The 22,180-nt window shown below is 44.7% G+C and carries 15 protein-coding genes; 6 read left to right on the top strand and 9 right to left on the bottom strand.

Annotated features, from left to right (window positions below; genetic code table 11):
* Window positions 1-188: 188 nt before the first annotated feature.
* The 5 genes from BCU07_RS10395 to hemL all read right to left on the bottom strand — a co-directional run bounded on the left by BCU07_RS10395 (window position 189) and on the right by hemL (window position 8,951).
* On the bottom strand, window positions 189-3,578 hold the full coding sequence (locus tag BCU07_RS10395; protein WP_017059408.1) for a response regulator: 3,390 nt from the start codon (window positions 3,576-3,578) through the stop codon (window positions 189-191).
* 216 nt (window positions 3,579-3,794) lie between these two features.
* Window positions 3,795-4,817 carry a 16S rRNA (guanine(1207)-N(2))-methyltransferase RsmC gene (gene rsmC / locus BCU07_RS10390; protein ID WP_017066801.1) on the bottom strand — a complete coding sequence of 341 codons (1,023 nt, stop codon included), beginning with the start codon at window positions 4,815-4,817 and terminating at the stop codon, window positions 3,795-3,797.
* 110 nt (window positions 4,818-4,927) lie between these two features.
* Window positions 4,928-6,013 (bottom strand): AI-2E family transporter, encoded by a 1,086-nt coding sequence (locus BCU07_RS10385; protein ID WP_017059406.1) that lies wholly within the window; start codon window positions 6,011-6,013, stop codon window positions 4,928-4,930.
* Window positions 6,014-6,299: 286 nt separating this feature from the next.
* A complete protein-coding gene (locus BCU07_RS10380) occupies window positions 6,300-7,493 on the bottom strand; it encodes an ISL3 family transposase (RefSeq protein WP_413286133.1) in 1,194 nt (397 codons plus the stop codon).
* A 162-nt stretch (window positions 7,494-7,655) separates the two neighbouring features.
* Window positions 7,656-8,951: a glutamate-1-semialdehyde 2,1-aminomutase gene (gene hemL, locus BCU07_RS10375; RefSeq protein WP_102428943.1), complete on the bottom strand. Its 1,296-nt coding sequence runs from the start codon at window positions 8,949-8,951 to the stop codon at window positions 7,656-7,658.
* A gap of 296 nt (window positions 8,952-9,247) precedes the next feature.
* Here hemL and erpA point away from each other — a divergent pair, with 296 nt between their 5' ends.
* The 3 genes from erpA (at window position 9,248) to BCU07_RS10360 (ending at window position 14,088) form a co-directional block, all read left to right on the top strand.
* On the top strand, window positions 9,248-9,589 hold the full coding sequence (erpA, locus tag BCU07_RS10370) for an iron-sulfur cluster insertion protein ErpA (protein WP_004734539.1): 342 nt from the start codon (window positions 9,248-9,250) through the stop codon (window positions 9,587-9,589).
* Window positions 9,590-9,860: 271 nt separating this feature from the next.
* Window positions 9,861-10,985: an efflux RND transporter periplasmic adaptor subunit gene (locus BCU07_RS10365; protein ID WP_102428942.1), complete on the top strand. Its 1,125-nt coding sequence runs from the start codon at window positions 9,861-9,863 to the stop codon at window positions 10,983-10,985.
* A gap of 10 nt (window positions 10,986-10,995) precedes the next feature.
* On the top strand, window positions 10,996-14,088 hold the full coding sequence (locus BCU07_RS10360) for an efflux RND transporter permease subunit (RefSeq protein ID WP_017063268.1): 3,093 nt from the start codon (window positions 10,996-10,998) through the stop codon (window positions 14,086-14,088).
* An 84-nt stretch (window positions 14,089-14,172) separates the two neighbouring features.
* Here BCU07_RS10360 and BCU07_RS10355 read toward each other — a convergent pair whose 3' ends face one another.
* Window positions 14,173-15,462, bottom strand: a complete 1,290-nt coding sequence (locus BCU07_RS10355) for a peptidoglycan DD-metalloendopeptidase family protein (RefSeq protein WP_065584911.1) — start codon at window positions 15,460-15,462, stop codon at window positions 14,173-14,175.
* Between the two features lie 129 nt (window positions 15,463-15,591).
* Between BCU07_RS10355 and tyrS the strand changes: the two genes are divergently transcribed.
* Together tyrS and BCU07_RS10345 are read left to right on the top strand one after the other, a co-directional pair.
* A complete protein-coding gene (tyrS, locus tag BCU07_RS10350; RefSeq protein ID WP_017059402.1) occupies window positions 15,592-16,779 on the top strand; it encodes a tyrosine--tRNA ligase in 1,188 nt (395 codons plus the stop codon).
* Window positions 16,780-17,160: 381 nt separating this feature from the next.
* On the top strand, window positions 17,161-18,006 hold the full coding sequence (locus BCU07_RS10345; RefSeq protein ID WP_102428941.1) for a magnesium transporter: 846 nt from the start codon (window positions 17,161-17,163) through the stop codon (window positions 18,004-18,006).
* Between the two features lie 125 nt (window positions 18,007-18,131).
* Here the strand turns inward: BCU07_RS10345 and dacB are convergent, their stop codons facing one another.
* Window positions 18,132-19,565: a serine-type D-Ala-D-Ala carboxypeptidase gene (gene dacB, locus BCU07_RS10340; RefSeq protein WP_102428940.1), complete on the bottom strand. Its 1,434-nt coding sequence runs from the start codon at window positions 19,563-19,565 to the stop codon at window positions 18,132-18,134.
* 111 nt (window positions 19,566-19,676) lie between these two features.
* Window positions 19,677-20,741: a porin gene (locus BCU07_RS10335; protein ID WP_102428939.1), complete on the bottom strand. Its 1,065-nt coding sequence runs from the start codon at window positions 20,739-20,741 to the stop codon at window positions 19,677-19,679.
* 513 nt (window positions 20,742-21,254) lie between these two features.
* On the opposite strand from BCU07_RS10335, the gene greA reads away from it, so the two are divergent.
* A complete protein-coding gene (gene greA, locus BCU07_RS10330) occupies window positions 21,255-21,728 on the top strand; it encodes a transcription elongation factor GreA (protein WP_017059397.1) in 474 nt (157 codons plus the stop codon).
* A 125-nt stretch (window positions 21,729-21,853) separates the two neighbouring features.
* Here greA and yhbY read toward each other — a convergent pair whose 3' ends face one another.
* On the bottom strand, window positions 21,854-22,150 hold the full coding sequence (yhbY, locus tag BCU07_RS10325; protein ID WP_004738252.1) for a ribosome assembly RNA-binding protein YhbY: 297 nt from the start codon (window positions 22,148-22,150) through the stop codon (window positions 21,854-21,856).
* Window positions 22,151-22,180 lie beyond the last annotated feature (30 nt).

The raw sequence follows: 22,180 nt of genomic DNA, 5'->3' as shown, positions 1-22,180 counted from the left end.
AGAACGAAAAGTACTGACGGTTACGAGCACGCACTGTGCGTAATTAGCGTGAATCCTCCCTTGTTTAAAGGCGTAAAAAAAGTGTGTTGCAAACGTTGGGATTCTACTTTTTGTGATTATTAGGCGTACAAAAAAGCCCACGCTAGGTGGGCTCCATTATTCAAAGTATCGTGATGTTGGTTCAGGGATTAACTGGTCAGTAGTTTCTGCAGTTTATCTCTTAGCATCTCAATATGGGTTCTCTCTGGTGTCTGTTCTTTACAGTGTTCCAGTATGAATTCGATTGAGCTCAGTACCGTTCGCCAGCGAGGCGTTTTCGGTAGGGTTTCGACGCGTAGGTATTTGTCTAGCGTTCGAGTTTGCAGCGTACTGCGGTCTAAGTAGACGCGCCACAAGCCACTCTTCTCGGCGAAAGCGAACTTGGTTTCACCAGTCACTGATTCCCAGTAGATGATGGCATTCGTCATCGCATCGACCAGTACCTCACGCATTAACTCTTGCTTGTTTTTACCTTCACCGGTTGCCTTGTCAGCAAGACGAGTAAATTCTCCGCCAAGCTCTTTAAGCTGCTGTAACTTATCTTTGTCGCCTTCAAAGGCATAACTAGAAAGAGCCTCAACCGCCGTTTCAAGGTTATTGATTCGGTTGGAGTTAACGCCACCACCGACATTGAAGATGTACATGGTGTCGAGCCCTGAGCCTTCAGGTAGCTTAAGGATGTCACTCGGTATGCGTTGACGTGTGTCGTCTATATAGATATCAATGTCACCGCAGTAGTGGGCTTGTTCCACTTTAAGGTATTTAGGCGCAATGATCTCGTCGGCCATTGAGCGTTTGAGTTGTTCCTGTCCGCGTCTGAATAGCTTAGCTGCGGCTTCGTTAGCAAAGCGAATGCGTTGGTCATCACGAATACAGATGATGGCTTCAGGAGCCGATTCGAGCTGTTCTAATAAGCGCCCTTGAGTTTCTAACAAGTTAGCTTCAACCATCGCTCTATGTTTGAGCTCGAGTTGCAGTTGGTCGTTTTCAAGGCGTCTCTGTTCGGCTTTACTTGCTGAAAGATGCGCTGTGATTCGAGCCGCCAGTTCTTGTTTGTTGAACGGTTTAGATAAATAGTCATTGGCACCCGCTTCGAAACCTCGAACACGGTCTTCTGCTTGGTTGAGTGCCGTTAGCATGATGATTGGCAATTGAGCATGATCGTATTGCTTTCTCAGTGCTTCACAAACCTGATAGCCGCTCATTCCTGGCATCATGATGTCGAGTAGAAGTAGCTCTGGCTTCTCTTTTTCAATCAGTTCAATGGTTTCAGGGCCATCACATGCAGTACGTACTCGATAGCCTTCTAATTTCAAGAAGCTGTCTAATACTCGCAGGTTAACCGGCTCATCATCGGCGATAACCAGTAACGGGCCATCTGGATTCTCACTGATAACGCTGTTTTCTTGTTGGCTGTTATCAATTAAATCCGGCGCTTGGAAGTGCGAGTAATGACCGGATTCGTTGTAACTGTCCAGCTCACCTTGAGTCGCTAGGGGCAGGGTAAAGCTAAACGTAGTGCCAAGCATTGGTTGACTACTTACGTACAGTGAACCGCCCATTAACTCGATGAGCTGACGACTGATCGATAATCCAAGCCCTGCACCTTGGCGGTAGTTACTCGCATCTTGGCCAGCTTGAATCAATGGCTCAAAGATGTGCTCAAGGTACTCGGCCGGTATACCTTGGCCAGTATCGACTACTTGTACACGAATGTTGTCGTCGATAACGCTGGCAGAGATAACAATCTTACCTTCTGAGGTGTACTTGATAGCATTGCCGACCAAGTTATACATCACTTGCTCAAGTCGTTGAGGATCCGATGAAACGAGACCTAAATCACTTGGGACTTGGTTGATGATACGGATTGGTTTATTGCCCAATAAGTGATGAGACAACTCTAGGACCAAGCTGGTGGCTGCAGATAAATCAACGGCTGATTTCTTAATATCTAAGCTGCCATAGCGCATCTTGTGGTAATCAAGCAGGTCATCAACCAGTGTTGCCAATCTTTGGCCACTATTGATGATGATATCCAACTGATACTTCTGATTAGCCGGAATAGGGCCGTTTGCTCCAGATATCAGCGCTTCAGCAATACCCACCATGCCATGCAGTGGTGTTCTCAATTCGTGTGAAGTAGTCGCTAAGAACTCATCTTTAAGTTTGTTGGCCAGTTGCAACTCTTCGTTTTGCTTTTGAATGGTCTTAAGGTTGTCCTCAAGTTCATCGTTTTGGCTTTTGATGAGCTGCATTTTTTCACGAATAGAGCGCTGCATTCTTTCGAAGCTCACCGCAAGACGGCCGATCTCATCTTTGCGCTCGGTATTGATCATGGTTTCATCAAGATCACCCGCCGATACTTTTTCAGCTGCCCAAGTCAGTTTAAGCAGTGGGGATGTGATGAAGTTAGACAGATAGTGCGATGCAACGACTACGAGAATGATCGCCGTTAGCATCACGATCACGAAGATCTTTTCTAACTGATGAATACGGGCAAACGCCTCTTTCTCTGGTAGTTCAACCACTAAAGCCCATGTTGCGTATTTCAGCTCAATTGGCGTATATGCTGCGATGATAGCTTGATCTAGGGTGTTGTCGAAGGTGCCAACCGCCGTTTCACCAGCCAATGCTTTATCGACAACGTCTAGGCTCAAATTGATTGATTCTTGTGAATGGGCAAGGCTACGCGGCAGGTGATCATCACCCACAAGCAGCGTTTGAATGTTCGAACTCTTGTTGAGATCCGCAATCAACTTAGTAATGCCGTTGATTGGTAGCCTAAACATCGCGTAACTGTGCAGGTAGCCTTGTTGAACGATAGGTGCGCCTAGCCATGCGGTCTGCTTGCCGTTTTCGTCTTTAAAATCAGACACGATAACCGGCGTGTAATCTTCGTTAGATTTACGTCGGTCGGTTACGTCTTTGGCTAGTCGTTGAAAGGTAATACCTAGGTTGGAATCCTTGTATTTTCCTGTCAGCAGATTGGTGCCGTAATCGTCATTTTTAAAGACGGAATAAGCGACGTTACCGTTGATATCAACTAAGAGAATATCGTCAAAATCAGAGCGTTTAAGCAGTTCTAGGTAAGCATTATGGTAGCGCTTGTGGAGCAGGCGATAACGCTCGCTGCCAATAAAGCTGCTGGATTCAGGGAGGATCGACGTTTTGATTTGATCGCCAGAGCCTTGAATATAGCGCTGCTGTGCATTACTGCGTGCCTCGTCAATATCTAACCCCAATCGTTGAAATGCATTGATCAAACCATAAAATCGCCCGCCACTGGCATTGGCCAATTCTGAGCGAACAAAGCCCATCACTTGGGATTCTTGAGCTTGTAGGTAATCGACAATTTGCTGCTGCTTAGTATCACGAACCGAAACAAGGTGTGAGGTGCTTTGTTCCTGGAGATCCTGACTGTGCGATTGGAGGAAAAATATCGCGATAAGTGTCACAGGGGTAATACTGAGGACAAGAAATGCCAGCATTAGGGTATTTTGAAGGCGCTTAAACTTCTGCTTACGATAGAATCTAAACATAAATTGGGTACTACTTTCCTTTGATGTACTGCTAAAAGGGGCGAAAACAAGTACAGAGAATAGAATTAACGGGTTCCAATTTAACGAAATTAACGAGTTTTTTTACTTTGACAAGTAAGTGGTATTTAAAGCGTGTGCAAAAGCTCATTTTTATAGAGTTTTGACAAAAATATGAACAGACAGCGCAGATAATGACCCTGCGCTGTGCTAGAGAGGTTATTTGTTTGCGTGATAGATCGCGAATTTAGTGGTCTTATTTAGAGTCGCGCATTTTCCAAACGCTTGTTCAATAATTGGAATGTATTTTAAGAAACTATTCGCAACAATAATCATCTCACCAGAACGCTTCAAATGCTTAGGAGCCTGAGAAAGTAAGGTCTCAGTCGCGCTGTAGCTAGTGTCTAAACCTGAATGGAATGGTGGGTTACTGATGATGAACTGATAGTCTTCTGCAGTATCAGAATAGACATCGGATGCGAAGACTTTACCCGTTAAACCATTCGCTTCTAGCGTTGCTTGGCTTGATGCCACGGCAAATGCACTGATGTCGCACATTTCTAGCTCGATATCTGGGTTACGAGATGCCATCACCGCGCCCAATACGCCTGCACCACAGCCAAAATCCAGTACCTTGCCTTTTAGTTTTGGCAGAGTATCCAACAGAAGTTGGCTACCGACATCGAATTGACCGTGACTGAAGACGCCAGGAAGGCTTTTTACCGTAAGTGATTGCTCACCAATGTTAACCGTGTAGGTCTTAAACCAGTCTTGCAGGTTGAACGCTTGTGGTTGCTCGAAGCATTGACCCCAGTAGAAAGAGCAACGACGCGCTGAATCGTATTTAACAACTTTGCCGTAAGGAGCAAACATCTTCTCGATGCTTTTCACGCCTGAACGGTTTTCACCAACCACGACGATCTCGGTATCTTTGCCTAGCTTGGCAAATAGCATCGCCAACAAAAATTCCGCTTCCGCTTTGGCTTTTGGCCAGTACAACATCACTAAGTCGGCTTTAGTCTCTTCGGTAAACTCCGCACCATAAAAACGTTGGATGGTGTTGTAGCCTTCTAATTGACGGTAGTAGCTGTAATTAGAAGTAAACACAGAGACAGATTCACAATGCTTCGCTAACTCAACAGGGAACAAGTCTTCTGCCTCACCGGCAACTAAAACATGTTTGCCTTCAAAGTAGGCGAGTTGGCGTTGAGCAATCTGGCTTGGTGCAATATAAGCTGACATAGGACACTCTGTTGAATCGTTAGCAAAAAATGAGGGCGGATTTTCGCATAATCCGCCCAAAGCTTGAAGTGTTTAATACGGGTTCGCCAATCAAGTTGACGTCAAGTTCGTTAACTCTTGTCTTGCTGGTTTAAAAAGTCCTTAAACTCTTCATCGTAGATGTTGAATAGGACAATGGTAATCGCAAAAATCAATGGTCCGTAGATAAGACCAATTAGGCCAAACAGTTGAATACCACCCAATAGTGAGAAGAAGATCATCAGGGTATTCATGCCTGCACTGCCTTGCATTAGCAGCGGACGCAGAAGGTTATCAATTGAACCAACAATCGCTACACAGTAAACCGTTAGGAAAATCGCCCACGTGGTATCACCAGTTAGGAACAAGTAGGTTGCTGCTGGAATCCAGATTAATGCGGTACCCACAACTGGGATGAAAGAGGCAAAGCCCATCATAGTACCCCAAAATAGACCTGGGAAACCGGCAATCCACATACCTAAACCGCCGGCAAAACCTTGCGCTATTGCGGTTAAGAATGAGCCCATTACTGCTGATTTAGATACTTGTTCTATCTCTGTTAGAAGTTTGTCTTCTTGGCTACGAGACAGCGGCAGAATATGACGAACCACACTGATGATTTTGTCATGATCTCTTAATAAGAAGAACAAAACGAACAGCATCAAGAAGAAATCCATCAAGAAATTGGTTGCGTCACCTAAGATTTTGGCACTGATACCAACTAGCTTAGAACCAAAGCTGGTCGCAAACTCACCGACTTTTTGTGCGATGGCTTGGGGCTCAATGTTGTCGAAAGGCAGGTAGTTATTCACAAATGACAGCGCTTTGACCACTAACGGATGAGCAAACAGAGTCTGAATGCCACCGTGGGTCACCCATTGGTAAGTATTCTGAGAGAACAGAGAACCTTGCTGAACAATTGCTGCGAATACTGCCAATAAAGGGATAACAATAATGAAGGTCAGTATGATACAAGACAGCAGAGAGACGATGTTTTCTTTATTCGGGAGCTTTTTTTCAAGCCACTCATGGATTGGGAACATCAATAGTGAAATGATAAAGGCCATCACGATAGAGTTAACGTATGGCTCGATAAGCAAGTAACAAGCATAAGCCGCCGCGAGTAGGGCAATGATGATCACCCAGTGGCTGGAATTGATTTTGAGTTTTTCTGACACGGTAATGGTCTCTATATTTGCGTTCTGAGTTTATAATGGCTGCAAAACAGAGAGTTAGCAATGAGGAGTTTTGATAATGGGATGCTGTAATAAAGATAAGAAATGCCAAGACGAAGAACAGCAAACAAAAAAAGAGATCCCTTGGTTCAGAATGTTCCTTGGTACCTTGATGTTGTTGGTTTTCCTTTTCTGGGAACGTTAATGCTTTTGGTTCAGCTTTAGCCTTAGTCGACGGCTAAATAAGCTGTCATATTTGTGGCTGGTGAGCGCGATATATAAAAAAGGTTCATCGCGGCTTTCCGGGGAAAGCCGCTTTTATCTTCAAGAAGAAGTAGTCGGTATCTCGATACCCATACCCCATTCGCTTGATTAGCTTTATCTTGTTGTTTATCCCTTCTAGGGTGCAGGTGTTTAGCGGATAACTTGCCGATGCGATAATACCGTGAAGATAAGGACTCAGTTTTCGTGCGAACTCTTTCAATGGCTTAATTCCACTCTCTTGTACTTGTGCCCACCACGCCTCCCAGAGCCCTTTAGCATGTGCTTCTGATTCAAAATACCAAAGCTCTTTGAGCTGTGCCCCGAGTATATAAGTGGTCATTAAGTCCTTATTGATATTCAATATTTCTGTAAGATAGCTGTCTTGCCGTGGATTTAAGTTGCCTCTATTTTTCAACAACACCCAGCGTGAGCGCTTGACCCATTGCCTCGCTTTTTTATCTTGCTTGAGCTTGTTGGCTTGGTCGACTCTGACTCTATCCATGACCTCACGACCGAACTTAGCGACAACATGGAATAAGTCGTAAACGATTTTTGCGTTCGGGCAATGCGCTTGAACTTCAAGGTCAAAAGCCGTATTCATGTCCATCGCGACCGCTTCGATATTATTGCCATGCTTGCCTAACAGCTCGAAGAACGGTCGTATGTCCTTGCGGCTACGGCCTAACCCTATCCAAATAACTTGGTGAGTCTTAGCGTCAGCGATGACCGTGGCATACCGATGTCCTTTAAAGATAGCGAACTCATCCATGACGAGTTGCCTTAGCCCCTCCCATTTCACTGACGGTACCACTTGGCGAAGTCGGCGTTTATCTATCTCTTTAATGGTGTGCCAATGTACGCTTGTTAACTGGGAGATATGCTTAATGGGAAGAAGAGGCAGCAGTTGTTCTATATAACTTTTTAAGCGCTTCGTGATGCGAGCATAAGGCTCTAGCCAAGATAGAGACTCTGTTTTTATGCCGCAGTCACGACACTTGATTCTTCGTGTTTGAACGGAAAGTTCAACAGGAACACCGAGCAACATGGCCTCTTTTACATGACGCCATTGATACTCATGAATAGCCTCGGCCTCGAGACCACAAAGGCACTTAGCCTCAGAGTTAGGTTTAAGAGTCAGGGTAATAAGTGATGCTGTCTGGTGAGACTTTACTATTTGAAAGCCTTCCCAGAATGAAGATAGGAAAGTATGATTCGGCATGAAAACGGTAGTTTGTGTATGATTTTTGTTTGGCGACTAAACCATATCACTTACTACCGTTTTTGTTTTTAGTTCCCGCTAATCCGCGATGAACCATAAAAAAGGGCTGCATTTAATGCAGCCCTAAATTCAATCGGTTAGCGACTTATAAAGTGCTTTCGATTATTTGCTTTCAGCAGCAATGATCGCAAGAGAGCGGTCAGCAGCTTCTAGTGTTGCATCAAGTTCTTTTGAACCATGAGCAAGAGAAGTAAAGCTTGCTTCGAATGCTGAAGGTGCAAGGTAAACACCGTGATTCAGCATTAGGTGGAAGAAGCGCTTGAAGCGTTCTACATCACACTTAGTTACATCTTCGTAGCAGGTTACTGTTTCTTGGTCTGTGAAGAAGAAACCAAACATACCGCCCACTTGATGAACTAGCATTGGGATGCCGTGCTTGTCAGCAAGTTGCTTGAAGCCTTTTGCCAACTGCTTAGTTTTTGAAGCTAGACGCTTTTCGTTGCCTTCTTCTCGTAGAAGGTTCAAACATGCGTAGCCAGCAGCCATTGCCACAGGGTTACCTGAAAGCGTTCCTGCTTGGTAAACTGGGCCCGTTGGTGCGATGTATTGCATCACATCTTTACGGCCACCGAAAGCACCCACTGGCATGCCGCCGCCAATCACTTTACCAAGACACGTTAGGTCAGGCTTGATGTTGTAGTAAGCCTGAGCACAACCTTCAGCAACGCGGAAACCTGTCATTACTTCATCAAAGATTAGCAATGCACCTTCTTGGTCACAGATTTCACGTAGACCTTCGTGGAAGCCTTCGACAGGAGGGATACAGTTCATGTTGCCCGCTACTGGCTCTACGATGATACAAGCGATCTCGCCTTTGTTTGCTGCGAAGATTTCACGAACTGAATCTAGATTATTGAAGGTTGCTGTTAGTGTTAGTTTCGCAAAATCAGCTGGTACGCCAGGAGAGCTTGGTTGACCTAAAGTCAGTGCACCAGAACCTGCTTTTACAAGTAGGCTGTCTGCGTGGCCGTGGTAGCAGCCTTCAAACTTAAGAATTTTGTCACGACCAGTGAAACCACGAGCTAGACGAATCGCACTCATTGTTGCTTCTGTACCTGAGCTCACCATACGTAGCTGTTCCATCGATGGAACCATCTCAGATACAAGTTCAGCCATTTTGATTTCAGTTTCGGTTGGAGCACCGAAGCTAAGGCCGCGTTGAGCTGCTGCAATCACAGCATCACGAATAACAGCGTGGTTGTGACCAAGGATCATTGGACCCCAAGAGCCAACGTAGTCGATATACGCTTTACCATCAGCATCAAAAATAAGTGGGCCGTCAGCGCGTTCAACGAAGATTGGAGAACCACCTACGCCATTGAATGCACGAACTGGAGAGTTTACGCCACCAGGAATAGTTTGCTGTGCTTTTTCGTATAGCTCTGCTGATTTGGTCATTGATATATCCTCTTTTGACTGTCGGACCAATTGGCACGCATTGTACCTATCCACAATCCAAGTAGGAATGCTTTCGCCCAGATAATCACCCGAATCTGGTTGTTTTGTGTGGTTACACGTTTTAATTGTTAGATATTAGCGAGTTTACAGCAGTAAAAGGACCGATCCGGTGGTGAATACTTGAACGTTTCAGTCAGGTATTAGATAATCATCAGAATATAAGAAAATACTCAACAACTATGGTCTCGAATTAGATTTGTATCATGTTGTTTTTGACACAGGTAAGAGAGGTTGTCGTGAGCGAAGTAAATATCCCATTGTCTTTTTCTGATGCAGCAGCTACCCGCGTACAAACGCTAATTGCTGAAGAAGAAAACCCAGAACTAAAACTACGTGTATACATTACAGGTGGTGGTTGTAGTGGCTTCCAATACGGCTTCACATTTGATGAAAAAGTAAATGATGGCGACACTACGATTGTAAACAGCGGTGTAACGCTGGTTGTTGATCCAATGAGCCTACAATACCTAATGGGCGGCATGGTTGATTACACTGAAGGCCTAGAAGGCGCACGCTTCTTTGTGAACAACCCGAACGCTACAACAACATGTGGTTGTGGCGCATCATTCAGCGTATAGCATGAGTTGAAAATAGCTTGAGCTCAAAGCTGTATTAGATACATTTCAAACGCCGAACTTATGTTCGGCGTTTTTGTTTTTACTTAGTAACTTATTACTTTTCAAAGCATTCCTCTCATTTTTAGTACACGGCATATTTTTTAAACTGTCGATAGCGTCCAACTTCGTTGAGGATTGGTCTGTTAAGGTTACCTTTGTGCATAAGGAAGTTGCACATCACGCTATTAAGCCAACTAGCGCGCCTGAATGACATCGGACAAAAGGATTTGCTATGCCCACTCTATTTTCTAACTCTCCACTTTTTCAGAAACTGAAGCAGCCGTGGTTGGTTTCTCTGATTCTAGTTGTACTGTTGTCGATTTGGCTTGGTTTAGGCGTAGGGCAAGCAGAAGAGTCACCTGAAAAAAAGGCGACAGAAATTCCGTTGGCTAAGGTCTCCTTTCAAACATTTACTTCATCACCGACCTTTAAAACGATTGATCTCTATGGAAGAACGGCGCCCGATAGGCATGCTCGTTTGGGGGCTGAAGTTGCGGGCAAGGTTGTTAGATTGAACGTTGTTAAGGGCGATGCGGTTAAAGTTGGACAAGCCATTGCTCAGATAGATAAAGGTGATTTAGAGATTCAACTAGAGCGAGCCTCGGCGTTATATCGCTTGAAGCAGAAAGAGTTCAAAGCGGCGCAGTCACTGAAGAAAAGAGGGCTGCAAGGCGAAATCGCCTACACCACAGCAGAGGCTTCATTAACAGAAGCAAAAGCTATGATGCGCAATGCGGAATTGGCTTTAAAGAATACTGTCATTACTTCGCCTTTTTCAGGTGTGGTTCAAGATTTGATGGTCGAACTTGGTGACTTTGTTGGTGTTGGCGATCCTGTTGCTGGCGTGATTGACCTCGATCCTTTGGTTATTGAGGCCGATGTCAGTGAGCGTCATATCCAACATTTGCTAGTCAATCAATCTGCTTTGGTTCGTTTGTTAGGGCGAGAAGAAGCGGAAGGCCGTTTACGCTATGTTTCTCGTATCTCTTCTGTTGCTACTAATACCTTCCCAATCGAGATAGAAATCGATAACTCTAAAGGCCTATTACCAGCAGGTGTCAGTGCCGAAGTTAAACTCAACCTAGAAACAAGAGATGCAATAAAGATAACACCGGCGATGCTAGCATTGGATGAGGCGGGTAACCTAGGGGTCAAAACCTTGGTTTCAGTCGATGACTCACCAACGGTGAAGTTTGTAGGCATTCAGCTAGTAAAGGCCGAACAAGATGGAGTGTGGCTCACGGGGCTAGGTCAACGCGTCGATATCATCACAGTAGGCCAAGGGTTTGTGCGTGATGGTGATTCGGTGATTGCTGTTGAGCAAGTCGCTGAACTCTCTAACGTAACCGCAGAGTAGGAGATAACCGATGTATTCAATTATTGATGCAGCCTTGTCTCGTGCTCGAACAATGCTCTCCCTTTTAGCGTTAATCCTTGTAGCCGGTGTCGTCACCTATATCACGATACCTAAGGAATCGAGCCCAGACATTACCATCCCAATTATCTATGTTTCGGTCGGGCACCAAGGGATCTCGCCAACGGATGCAGAACGTTTATTGGTTCGACCTATTGAGCAAGAGCTGAGGTCGATTGAAGGCGTAAAAGAGATGACAGCAACCGCAGCAGAAGGGCATGCCTCTGTTGTGTTGGAGTTTAATGTTGGCGTCGATCTCACCAAAGCAATGGCCGATGTGCGTGACGCGGTTGATCTGGCTAAACCAAAACTACCAGAAGACAGTGACGAACCGACCGTAAATGAGGTGACGCTGGCTTCTGAGCAACCTGTTTTGTCTGTTGTGCTATTCGGTACCGTTCCTGAGCGCACCATAGTGCAAATTGCCCGAGAGCTTGGAGACAAATTAGAAAGCTATCGCCAAATCCTTGAAGTCGATATTGCGGGCGATCGCGCTGACATCGTCGAGATCATTGTCGATCCGTTATTGATGGAGAGCTACAGCTTAGATCAAGCGGATATCTATAATCTGATCGCTCTGAACAATCGAGTGGTGGCCGCAGGTTTTGTTGATACTGGCTACGGACGTTTTTCTGTCAAAGTCCCTTCGGTATTTAACTCCTTAAAAGACGTGCTTGAGTTGCCTATTAAAGTGGATGGCAAGCAGGTGGTCACTTTTGGCGATGTCGCTACGGTTCGTCGAGCGTTTCGAGATCCTGAAAGTTTTGCTCGTTTAGATGGCAAATCTGCGGTGGTGTTGGATATCAAGAAGCGTGCAGGTGAGAACATCATCGAAACCGTTGAGCTAGTCAAAGCGGTAATGGCTGGTGCTCAGCAGCAAGCGGAATGGCCAAATAACCTGTTGGTCAAATACACCTGGGATGAATCTAAAGATGTGAAGATCATGCTTAATGATCTGCAAAACAATATCTTATCCGCCATTATTCTGGTGGTGATCGTTATCATCGCGATTCTTGGTGTGCGTACCGCTTTGTTAGTGGGTATTTCCATTCCAGGCTCATTCCTAACCGGGTTATTGGTTCTTTCGGTGTTTGGCTTAACCGTCAACATCGTAGTGCTGTTCTCTCTGATTATGGCGGTGGGGATGCTAGTAGACGGTGCGATTGTGGTGACCGAATTTGCAGACAGGCGAATGCAAGAGGGTGAAGGGCGCAAAGCCGCTTACCGAGATGCAGCGAAACGGATGGCGTGGCCGATAACCGCATCGACTGCCACAACCTTAGCCGCATTTGCTCCGTTACTGTTTTGGCCTGATGTGACGGGCGAATTTATGAAGTTCTTACCACTAACTCTGATCGCGACTTTAACTGCATCATTGATCATGGCGTTGTTGTTTGTGCCCGTGCTGGGCGGTTTGATTGGCAAACCTCAATACGTATCGTCTAAAAGCCAAGCTCGAATGGTCGCACTGCATAATGGTGACTTTTCACAGGCTACTGGTTTAACCAAGGCTTACTACCACACGCTTTCTTTAGCGATTAAACACCCCTTTAAGATTTTGTTCAGTGCGGCACTGCTCGCGGTTGCAGTTGGTTTTACTTATTCAAAAGCGGGTCTAGGTGCAGAGTTCTTCCCAGAAGTTGATCCGCCATTCTTTAATGTCAAAGTTCGCTCGCATGGGGATCTGTCTATCCAAGAAAAGGATGACATCATGCGTGATATTGAACTGATGATGCTCAATCATGATGAGTTCGATACCGTTTACACGCGTACTGGTGGTGACGACCAGATTGGTTTGATCTCAATTACGCCTGTTGACTGGCAATATCGACGCAGCGTTAAGGCGATTATTGATGAGTTGAAGGTACAAACCGATCAATACGCTGGTGTTGAGATTGAATATAAGTTCCCTGATGCTGGGCCTCCGGTTGAAAATGACTTAGTGATTGAGCTGTCGGCAAGAACTCCAGAGCAGCTCAATCAGGCTGCAAAAATTGTGAGAGGTTGGGCTGATGGAAATAAAGCACTGACCAATATCAGCGATACTGCGAGTAAAGATGGCATCGATTGGAAGGTGGATATTCGCCGCGACGATGCTGCGCGCTTTGCAGCTGATGCGACCTTAGTGGGTAATACCGTTCAATTCGTGACTAATGGTCTCAAGATTGGTGATTATCTGCCCGATGACTCTTCAGAAGAGGTCGATATCTTGGTGCGCTACCCTAATGATAAGCGTGATATCGGGCGCTTCGACCAGCTTAGGGTGAAAACGCCAGCAGGTTTAGTACCTATTACTAATTTCGCTCAGATCGTTCCCGACCATAAGCAAGACACCATTAAACGCCTTGATGGCAAGCGTGTGGTGAACATCATGGCGGATATGGAAGAAGGGTATAACCTTGCTCTCGAACTACCAAAGATCGAACAAGCATTGAGTGAGCTAGGGCTGCCGAGTAGCGTGGAATTTCGCATCCGTGGTCAAAACGAAGAACAAGAAAACTCGTCAGCCTTTTTACAAAGTGCTTTCTTGGTTGCTTTGGCGGTAATGGCTTTGATTCTGATTACTCAGTTCAATAGCTTCTATCAAGCGTTTTTGATTCTGAGTGCTGTATTGTTTTCGACCGTTGGCGTGTTCGTTGGCTTACTGATCTTCCAACGTCCGTTTGGCATTGTGATGTCGGGAATTGGGGTAATAGCGCTCGCCGGCATAGTCGTGAACAACAACATCGTGTTGATTGATACTTATAATCAGCTCATCAAAAGAGGCTTGGACAAGCGAGATGCGATTCTAAGAACCGGTGTTCAGCGTTTAAGGCCAGTAATGCTCACGACGGTTACGACTATCTTAGGTTTAATGCCGATGGTGTTAGAGATGAACATCGACCTGATTAATCAAAAGATAGAGTTTGGCGCGCCAAGTACACAATGGTGGTCACAGCTTGCGACCGCTATTGCTGGTGGTTTGGCGTTTGCCACGGTGCTGACTTTAGTATTAACCCCTTGTTTGTTAATGCTTGGACGGAACAACAAACCTGAAAAACAGTAGCTAGTTGTGGTATGTGAGCATAAAAAAGAGCGCCTTGATGGGCGCTCTTTGCATTTTTCTATTTTGCAGTGAAGCTACAAACGCCTAGTTAGTCGCTAGTAACTGACCGTATCGCTCAAGGTTTCTTAATCGAATCTCTGAGTTGGCAATAAAGGTTGCTTTTGCTTTACCAGTTAACGACTTGGATTGAGGCAATTTCACGGTACGCGCATTTTTATGTACGCCATTAACCAAGAATTCATAATGTAAGTGCGGGCCAGTCACACGGCCTGTACCGCCCAAAGTACCAATGGTTTGGCCTTGTTTTACGCGCTGACCGGTTTTCACCATACGTCGCTTCATGTGCAGGTACTTGGTGATGTAGGTGTTGCTGTGGCGGATGAACACGTAGTTACCATTGAATTGGTTGTAACCTGACTTCTGAACAATACCGTCACCGGCTGCCCAGATAGGCGTGCCAACAGGGGCTGCGTAGTCAGTACCGCGGTGAGCTCGAATCTTACCGGTTACTGGGTGTCTCCTGGTAGGGTTAAAGTTCGATGTTACGCGACGAAAATCAATTGGTGAGCGCAAGAACGCCTTCTTCATCGCACGACCATTTTCATCGAAGTAGTTGCCGCTTTTATCATCCAATACCGCGGTAAATGAATCGCCTTGGTTTTTGAACACGGCTGCCATGATCTTACCGCGACCAACTACTTCACCTTCAACCACTTTCTCTTGGTATAAGATTTTGAAGCTGTCGTTCTTACGAATATCTAACGCAAAGTCGATATCCCAACCGAAGATGCCGGCCAGTTCCATAATTTGGTTTGCGGTTAAACCTGCGCTGACGCCAGCGTTCCAGAAGTTAGAGGTGATGTTGGCTTCGGCATAATTGTATTGGTATACCACTTCTTTTTTGTCGAAACTTGATGAGAAAGAATCGCCAGATTTAGTGATCTTGAAGCTTTCAAACGCACTAAGTTGTCGTTTTAACTGAATAAGGTCGTTGTTTTCATCAAAGCCGAACTGCAAGACATCACCAGGTCTTAGGTTAGACAGCTGCTTCTTAATATCATTATTGGTATTGAGTAGCGTGATCAGCAGACGGTATGAGAGGCCAATACGTTCAAATAAAACAGAGGTGCTTTCGCCAGAGCGAACGGTGTATTTCTCCCAATTGAGCACTGCCGTCGGTGGAGCGTCACTTGAGCTAATAAGTGCAGAGGCATTGATAGTCAGTGGGTAATGTTTTCCCACAACTAAAGCGCCCGAATCGTCACGCAAACTGTTGACGTCGGGGAGTAAGAAAATCGCGACGAAAATTATGGCACTAAAAAATGCGATAAAAGCCCGGTGCAAAATAGGAAGGCGTGCAAAAATAGACAACATGTTCCGGTTCGTTCTGTAAATATTATGAAAATCGACGACGGAATAGTGTAACTGGTTTCAAAATACATCGCTATTCAAGTAAGATGTCTAATTAATGTATTTTTGCCAAATCTGTGGGAGTGAACAAGAATGGCGAGTATTGAAGCTGCACTAGCCGAGATCAAACGTGGCGTAGAAGAACTGATTCCAGAAGACGAACTGATTGCAAAACTAAAAGAAGGTCGTCCTTTACGCATTAAGCTGGGTGCCGATCCAACAGCTCCAGATATCCACCTAGGCCATACGGTTATCTTTAACAAGCTTCGTGCTTTCCAAGAGCTTGGTCATGAAGTGACATTCCTTATCGGTGATTTCACTGCAATGGTTGGTGACCCATCAGGTAAAAACTCAACACGTCCACCGCTAAGCCGCGAAGACGTATTGAAGAATGCTGAAACTTACAAAGAGCAAGTATTTAAGATTCTAGATCCTGCGAAGACGCAAATTCGTTTCAACTCTGAATGGCTATCTGAGCTTGGCGCTGAAGGCATGATTCGTCTTGCTTCTAACCAAACTGTTGCTCGTATGCTTGAGCGTGATGACTTCAAAAAGCGTTACGCTGGTGGTCAACCGATCGCAATCCACGAATTCATGTACCCACTTCTACAAGGTCACGACTCTGTTGCACTAGAGAGCGACGTTGAGCTTGGCGGTACTGACCAGAAGTTTAACCTTCTAATGGGTCGTGAACTGCAAAAAGCAGCAGGTCAAAAACCACAAGCGGTACTAATGATGCCACTACTTGTTGGTCTAGACGGTGTTAAGAAGATGTCTAAGTCTGCGCATAACTACATCGGTATTAGCGAAGCACCAAGCGAGATGTTTGGTAAGATCATGTCTATCTCTGACGATCTAATGTGGAGCTACTACGAGCTGCTGTCTTTCCGTCCTCTTGAAGAAGTTGCGGAACTGAAAGCTGGCGTTGATGCAGGTAAGAACCCGCGTGACGTTAAAGTGCTTCTTGCTAAAGAGATCATCGCTCGTTTCCACAGTGAAGCAGATGCTGAAGCCGCTGAGCAAGAGTTCGTTAACCGTTTTGCTAAGAACCAAGTTCCTGATGAAATGCCGGAGTTTGAATTCGAAGCAGGCCTGCCAATTGCGAACGTTCTAAAAGAAGCGGGTCTTGTAAACTCGACTTCTGATGCGATGCGTATGATCAAGCAAGGCGCTGCTAAGCTTGAAGGCGAGAAGATTGAAGACAGCAAATTCGTGCCTGAAGCAGGTACTGCCGTTTACCAAGTAGGTAAGCGTAAGTTTGCTCGTATTACTATTAAGTAATAATGCACATCAATAATTGAACCAAAGGCATCCACGGATGCCTTTTTTATTGACTTAAAGTTGACGAAACTTTGAAACGCCTATTGCTACACTATGCGCGCTGTCAAATTGACAGTAATTCTGGAGATTTTTATGAACAATACCGACCATCCTCCTAGTTTGAATGGAGAAGAATAACCTGTCTCGGTATTGATCTATTGTCCTGCCGTTCAGGTAGGGTATCTTTGTTTTCCCCCGCATTCTTTTCCACACACTAGATTCTAACAAGTAGACACATCAGTAGCTTTCAGCTCTTGGTGCGCTTAGCTGTACGCTCTTGGTGTATTAGCTATAGGCTATTTGTTTTGATGGTCGTTACCTTTGCCAATCGGGAGATTCGCCATGACGGTAATGAACAACACTTTTTTATCTATTGAAGCTCTGTACTCAGAGCAAGACATCCAAGCTGTATCGAATGCATTTCAACAGTACGGACGTGAACAACAAATTAATCTTTTGAATCGAATGCCGCTCGAAGATGCGGTGCTAGTGCTGGGGCAATGCTCTTTGAGTACGATTCAGACTTTACTTAGTGAGCTAGAAGAGCAGGGCTTTGAGAAGCGCTCTCGACATCTAGCTCACCAACTAGGGCTGATCTACTCTGAGGTAGAACCTCAACAGGGTTACCTTTCGACTGGCGTCATGAGCCACGTCAGGCAGCGTATCGGTTGGATTATTGCGTTAGCACTATTGGGAATCGTCTCAGGGCTTATCATTGCTCAGTATGAAGACATTCTCAGTCAGTTGGTACTTTTGGCAATCTACATGCCGGTAATTGCTGCTGCTGGTGGTAACACCGGAACACAAGCAGCGACTTTGGTGATCCGAGCCTTAGCCACAGGTGAGTTGAAAAAACGCCAATGGGCTAACGTTCTATGGAAAGAGTTTAGAGTTGCTATTTGTTTAGCTTTAGCGATTGCTGTAGTGATGATTGGACGTATTTTGCTCTTTAGTGAAAACCAAGCGACAGGTGGTTATGATATCAACATGATTGCGTTAGCTATTGCGGTAGCGCTGTTTATTCAGGTGACCATATCAACCGTGCTGGGTGGCGGATTGCCGATAGTTGCTAGGCTATTTAAGCTTGATCCAGCGGTGTTAGTGAGCCCAGTGCTTGCTTCCATAGTTGATATCTCAGGAATGTGGATCTACTTCACTGTGGTTAACTCATTCCTCGGTATCGCTTAGCTCCTATAAAAATAGGCATCTATAAAAATAGCTAAATACATCTGAGAAATAAAAATGGCGCTGCAGATTGAAGGTCTTCAGCGCCATTTTTATTATTAAACTAGAAGCTTACACAAAGCTAAGCATTACTTAGATTTGCTTTGTGGTTGACTGAACTCGACCACATCTTTGTAGAAAGCACGTTCAAACTGGGTGATTGGTGCTTCCACTGGTTTGTCTGGATCTTGTTCTTCAGGGAAGTAATCACGGACAAATTGCACAAACAGAGAGTTTGGTTTTCCCGCTTTATCCAATCCGTATCCCGCCATGTTGTAACTGCCGTATAGAGAACCACTTTTGGCGATAATGTTGCCTTGAATCGGTGCTTTTCTCATGCTTTGACGGTATTTGAGCGTTCCATCAGTGCCAGATCTAGGCATAGCCTCAATCAGGTTGAGCTGTTGATCGTTTTCCCAGATATAACGAAGCACTTGAGCCATGGTCTGTGACCTCATTCGGTTGTTTCTGGATAACCCTGAACCATCGACGAGCTGCGCTTTACTGAGGTCAATATTAGCCTTGGTCAGCAGTATCTGCTTTATCGCTTCAGTACCGTTATTGAAGCTACCCGGTTGAACATAAAATGTCGCTCCTAGCGTTTTAGTTAGATTATCTGCGATAAGGTTATCCGACTTCTTGAGCATGATATCGAGCAGTTCAGGAAGCTTTTCTGAGTTGTGACTAGCGACTAACGTGGTTTTGTCTGCTTTCGCTTTTTTACCAATAATCACATCACCTTTTACTTCTATTTTCAGTTCTTTGAGAAGCGATGTCACGACTTGATAGGTGTAAAGTTCTGGATTTTGAATCGCGAACTTGAGTGGCAGTGGCTTTTTACGCTCAACCAAGCAACCAGAGAGCTTGTAAGCGTTATCTGGTGTGGTGATGAGTTCCAAGTCGCATTGTGTCGCCTTCTGCCCAGAGCGAGTTACCGTGGCAGCGGTGGTCGTCACGTCTATCGGATAGTGAGCGGGAATATAAACGCGAGTGCTGCCATTACCTTTTGTATAAATAGAGGCTTGTGCGCAGTTGCTGTCCAAGGTCATTGCACTAGAAGGCGCGCTGTAACAAACGCCTAAAATGTCCCAAGGCCAACCCACCGCGCGTTGATAGCCCGTATAAGTCGAGTTATCGAGATACAGGTTACCGTTAATGGTTTTAGATTGTGATTTAGTATATTGAGCTAAAAGCCTTTTTAACTGCTCTCTTTGTAGCGTCGGGTCGCCGCTGAATGAGAGCACAACATCTTTATTAGAACGAGCAATGCTAGTCGTATAGTGAAAGTCATCCCCTAATTCCAACTTCGCTGCTAAAGCTGTGACCAGCTTTAAAGTACTGGCGGGAGGGTAGAAGCCATCACTGTTGGAATTCATTTTGTATGAATCGCCTCTCAGGGATTCCAAAATTACACTGGTGCTACTGCCATCAGGCAGTTTATCTAGAGGGGGGTAAGCGAAAGCGTTAACTGAGAAAGCGCTAATGGAAAAACTACATACAAGTAGTGTGGATAGAAGGCGCATAGAAGATTTCTTGGATGGCTGATGTTTTCAGTATACAGATATAAAAAACGCCCGCTAGATAGCGGGCGTTTTGATTCTCAATTAACTAATTAATCAATTAGATAATCAGAATTAGAAGTCGTAACGTAGACCTAGAGCGATTTCGTCTTCAGCGTCAGCTTTAGATGCATTACCGTTTACTAGAGATGTACCGCCGATCTTGTCACCTTCAGAAATTAGGTTGAAGTTGTACGAGATGTACGTGCGGAAGTTAGGCTTGAAGTAGTAAGTTGCATCGATTGCAACGTTATCTGCAGAAGTCTCATCGTTAGTTTCTGCGTTGTTGTACGTTAGAGTAAACGCAGTTTTATCTAGCGTGTACGCAGTTGCAAATTCGTAACCTGTGTAATCTACAGTACGGCGTAGAGTGTCAGCTTCTTTCTCACCGTCAGTGAATACACCTGCAAAGTATAGAGCTTCAGTGCGGAAAGATGCCGCTAGCATGTATTCGTTGTCTAGGTCTTGATCAGCGTAACCCGCACCTAGCTTGAAGCCAGAATCGCCGATTGCGTAGATACCAGATAGAGAGTAACCATCTTCACCGTTGTCGTCGTAACCACTGTCAGTTGCTGAATCTGTACGATCTGCAAAGCGGTAGCTTGCTTTTACGCTTAGGTCTTGGAATTGACCTTTGTAAGAAAGCATGTTGTCTGTACGGTCTGCTGCTGCAAGTTTGTCTGCTGCGGAATTACCGTGGTAAGACATGATATCAGTGAAGTCTGTGATAACGCCTAGAGCGCCGTCGTTCTTACCGTATGTCACTTCTCCGAATGTACCGCCGATACCAGCGTAAGCGTAACGGTTGTCTAAACTGTCTACCGTAACTTTTTCGCCAGATGTATTTAGTACAGTTTCTGGGTTAGAAACGAATTCGCCTTCGTAGAAACCAACGCCGTATAGGCCATCTTGGATTTCAACTTTACCTAGGAAGTTTAGACGTACACGAGAGTTGTCTTGTGCTTTGCCATCTTTTAGAGATAGACGAGCTTCCGCACGACCACCGATTTCTAGAGAAGTGCCGTTTGAGCTGTATACAGATGTACCTTCGATACCACCAGCTTGTTTACCGTCCGCTGCCACTGCGTTAGTAGCAAGAGCTGCAGCAGATACAGCAAGCGCGATCATAGTCTTGTTCATGTTATTATTTCCTAATTACTGTCCATAGAAGTTTTATCAAGGATTTGAACCCTTTTGTGTATTGCCTGTATTAATCAGGCTTCATAATCATGATTAGAACAGAAGTCTGAAAAATGCCAGTGCAATCCATGGGTTACTTTTTACCTCTAAAGTTCCATGGTCAGTTAGTAAAATGATATAAAACTAAAAAATGAACACTGTTTTATTATATCTCTTGTTGATTAAGTGTTTGTTTTAAAGTGATTTTTATAAAAGTGTGATCTGTGTTTATTTTGTTTGTTTTTTGTTTTTTTAGGTATTTAATTCTCAACTTATTGATGGGGAGGTTATTATTCATTTTTGTGATGTCTGTAATTTAGACCTAGATAAAGCTTTTATAACGCAAAGTGGAATAAAGGTGATTTAGCCATAAAGTTTGTTTACACTAAGCCAAATCGTTTTGTTTCTATCACCCAATAAATACGTTGGGTGTATTTATGTTGGCCAAAGAAAGCTTTGGCATAGAGGTAAAAAATGGAAAAGGTTCCAATGACAGTACGTGGCGCTCAGCAGCTACGTGATGAATTAGATCGCCTACTTAAGCTACGCCCTGTTATCTCAGCAGCTATTGGTGAAGCACGTGAACTAGGTGACTTAAAAGAGAATGCTGAATACCACGCCGCTCGTGAAGAGCAAGGTATCTGTGAAGCTCAAATCCGTGATATCGAATATAAGCTATCACTGGCTCAGATCATCGATGTAACGCAAATGGATAATACGGGCAAGATTATCTTTGGTACGACAGTGACACTGATTGATGTGGATACCGATGATGAGTTCCGCTACCAAATCGTTTCAGAAGACGAAGCAGACATCAAAACGGGTCGCATTTCTGTGAAATCGCCAATTGCTCGCGGTCTTATCGGTAAAATGGAAGGCGACGAAGTCATGATCTCTACCCCTGGTGGTGACAAAGACTTCGAAATCGACAAAGTAGAATATATCTAATTGAATTTTCTTTGTTTCTGATAAGTAAAAAGGTCGCTAAATGCGACCTTTTTCGTTTCTCACGCTACACTAAAAGATAAGCGCTGTGGCTTCCTATTAGTGAAGTTAGCTTATATCAAACTCGCTTATTTACGTGGAATCTCGATTTTACGTGCTTCTGACTGGCGGAACAGTACTAGAACTTTACCGATAGTCTGTACTTTCTCAGCTTTAGTTTCACGTACAATTGCATCGATAATCAGTTGCTTAGTCTCACGGTCTTCTGATGCAACTTTAATCTTGATCAGTTCGTGGTGGTCTAGAGCTAATTCGATTTCCGCTAGAACAGCTTCAGTAAGTCCATTTGCGCCCATTAGCACAACAGGTTTTAAACTGTGAGCTAGGCCCTTTAGATGCTGCTTTTGTTTGGTACTTAGGTTCATTACGCGGCCAATTTTCTTTACTATTAGGGT

The organism is Vibrio sp. 10N.261.54.E10, assembly GCF_002877735.2.
In the GTDB taxonomy this organism is placed as follows: Bacteria; Pseudomonadota; Gammaproteobacteria; order Enterobacterales; family Vibrionaceae; genus Vibrio; species Vibrio crassostreae_C.
The sequence above is the reverse complement of the archived record's forward strand: the minus strand, read 5'-3'. Positions and strand labels throughout refer to the sequence as shown.

Excerpts from the sequence above, each read along its gene's own strand:
- tyrS (WP_017059402.1), top strand. The coding sequence starts at position 15,592 with ATGGCGAGTATTGAAGCTGCACTAGCCGAGATCAAACGTGGCGTAGAA.
- BCU07_RS10335 (WP_102428939.1), bottom strand. The coding sequence starts at position 20,741 with ATGAACAAGACTATGATCGCGCTTGCTGTATCTGCTGCAGCTCTTGCT.
- BCU07_RS10395 (WP_017059408.1), bottom strand. The coding sequence starts at position 3,578 with ATGTTTAGATTCTATCGTAAGCAGAAGTTTAAGCGCCTTCAAAATACC.
- rsmC (WP_017066801.1), bottom strand. The coding sequence starts at position 4,817 with ATGTCAGCTTATATTGCACCAAGCCAGATTGCTCAACGCCAACTCGCC.
- yhbY (WP_004738252.1), bottom strand. The coding sequence starts at position 22,150 with ATGAACCTAAGTACCAAACAAAAGCAGCATCTAAAGGGCCTAGCTCAC.
- hemL (WP_102428943.1), bottom strand. The coding sequence starts at position 8,951 with ATGACCAAATCAGCAGAGCTATACGAAAAAGCACAGCAAACTATTCCT.
- BCU07_RS10365 (WP_102428942.1), top strand. The coding sequence starts at position 9,861 with ATGCCCACTCTATTTTCTAACTCTCCACTTTTTCAGAAACTGAAGCAG.
- BCU07_RS10345 (WP_102428941.1), top strand. The coding sequence starts at position 17,161 with ATGACGGTAATGAACAACACTTTTTTATCTATTGAAGCTCTGTACTCA.
- BCU07_RS10380 (WP_413286133.1), bottom strand. The coding sequence starts at position 7,493 with ATGCCGAATCATACTTTCCTATCTTCATTCTGGGAAGGCTTTCAAATA.
- BCU07_RS10360 (WP_017063268.1), top strand. The coding sequence starts at position 10,996 with ATGTATTCAATTATTGATGCAGCCTTGTCTCGTGCTCGAACAATGCTC.
- dacB (WP_102428940.1), bottom strand. The coding sequence starts at position 19,565 with ATGCGCCTTCTATCCACACTACTTGTATGTAGTTTTTCCATTAGCGCT.
- greA (WP_017059397.1), top strand. The coding sequence starts at position 21,255 with ATGGAAAAGGTTCCAATGACAGTACGTGGCGCTCAGCAGCTACGTGAT.
- BCU07_RS10355 (WP_065584911.1), bottom strand. The coding sequence starts at position 15,462 with ATGTTGTCTATTTTTGCACGCCTTCCTATTTTGCACCGGGCTTTTATC.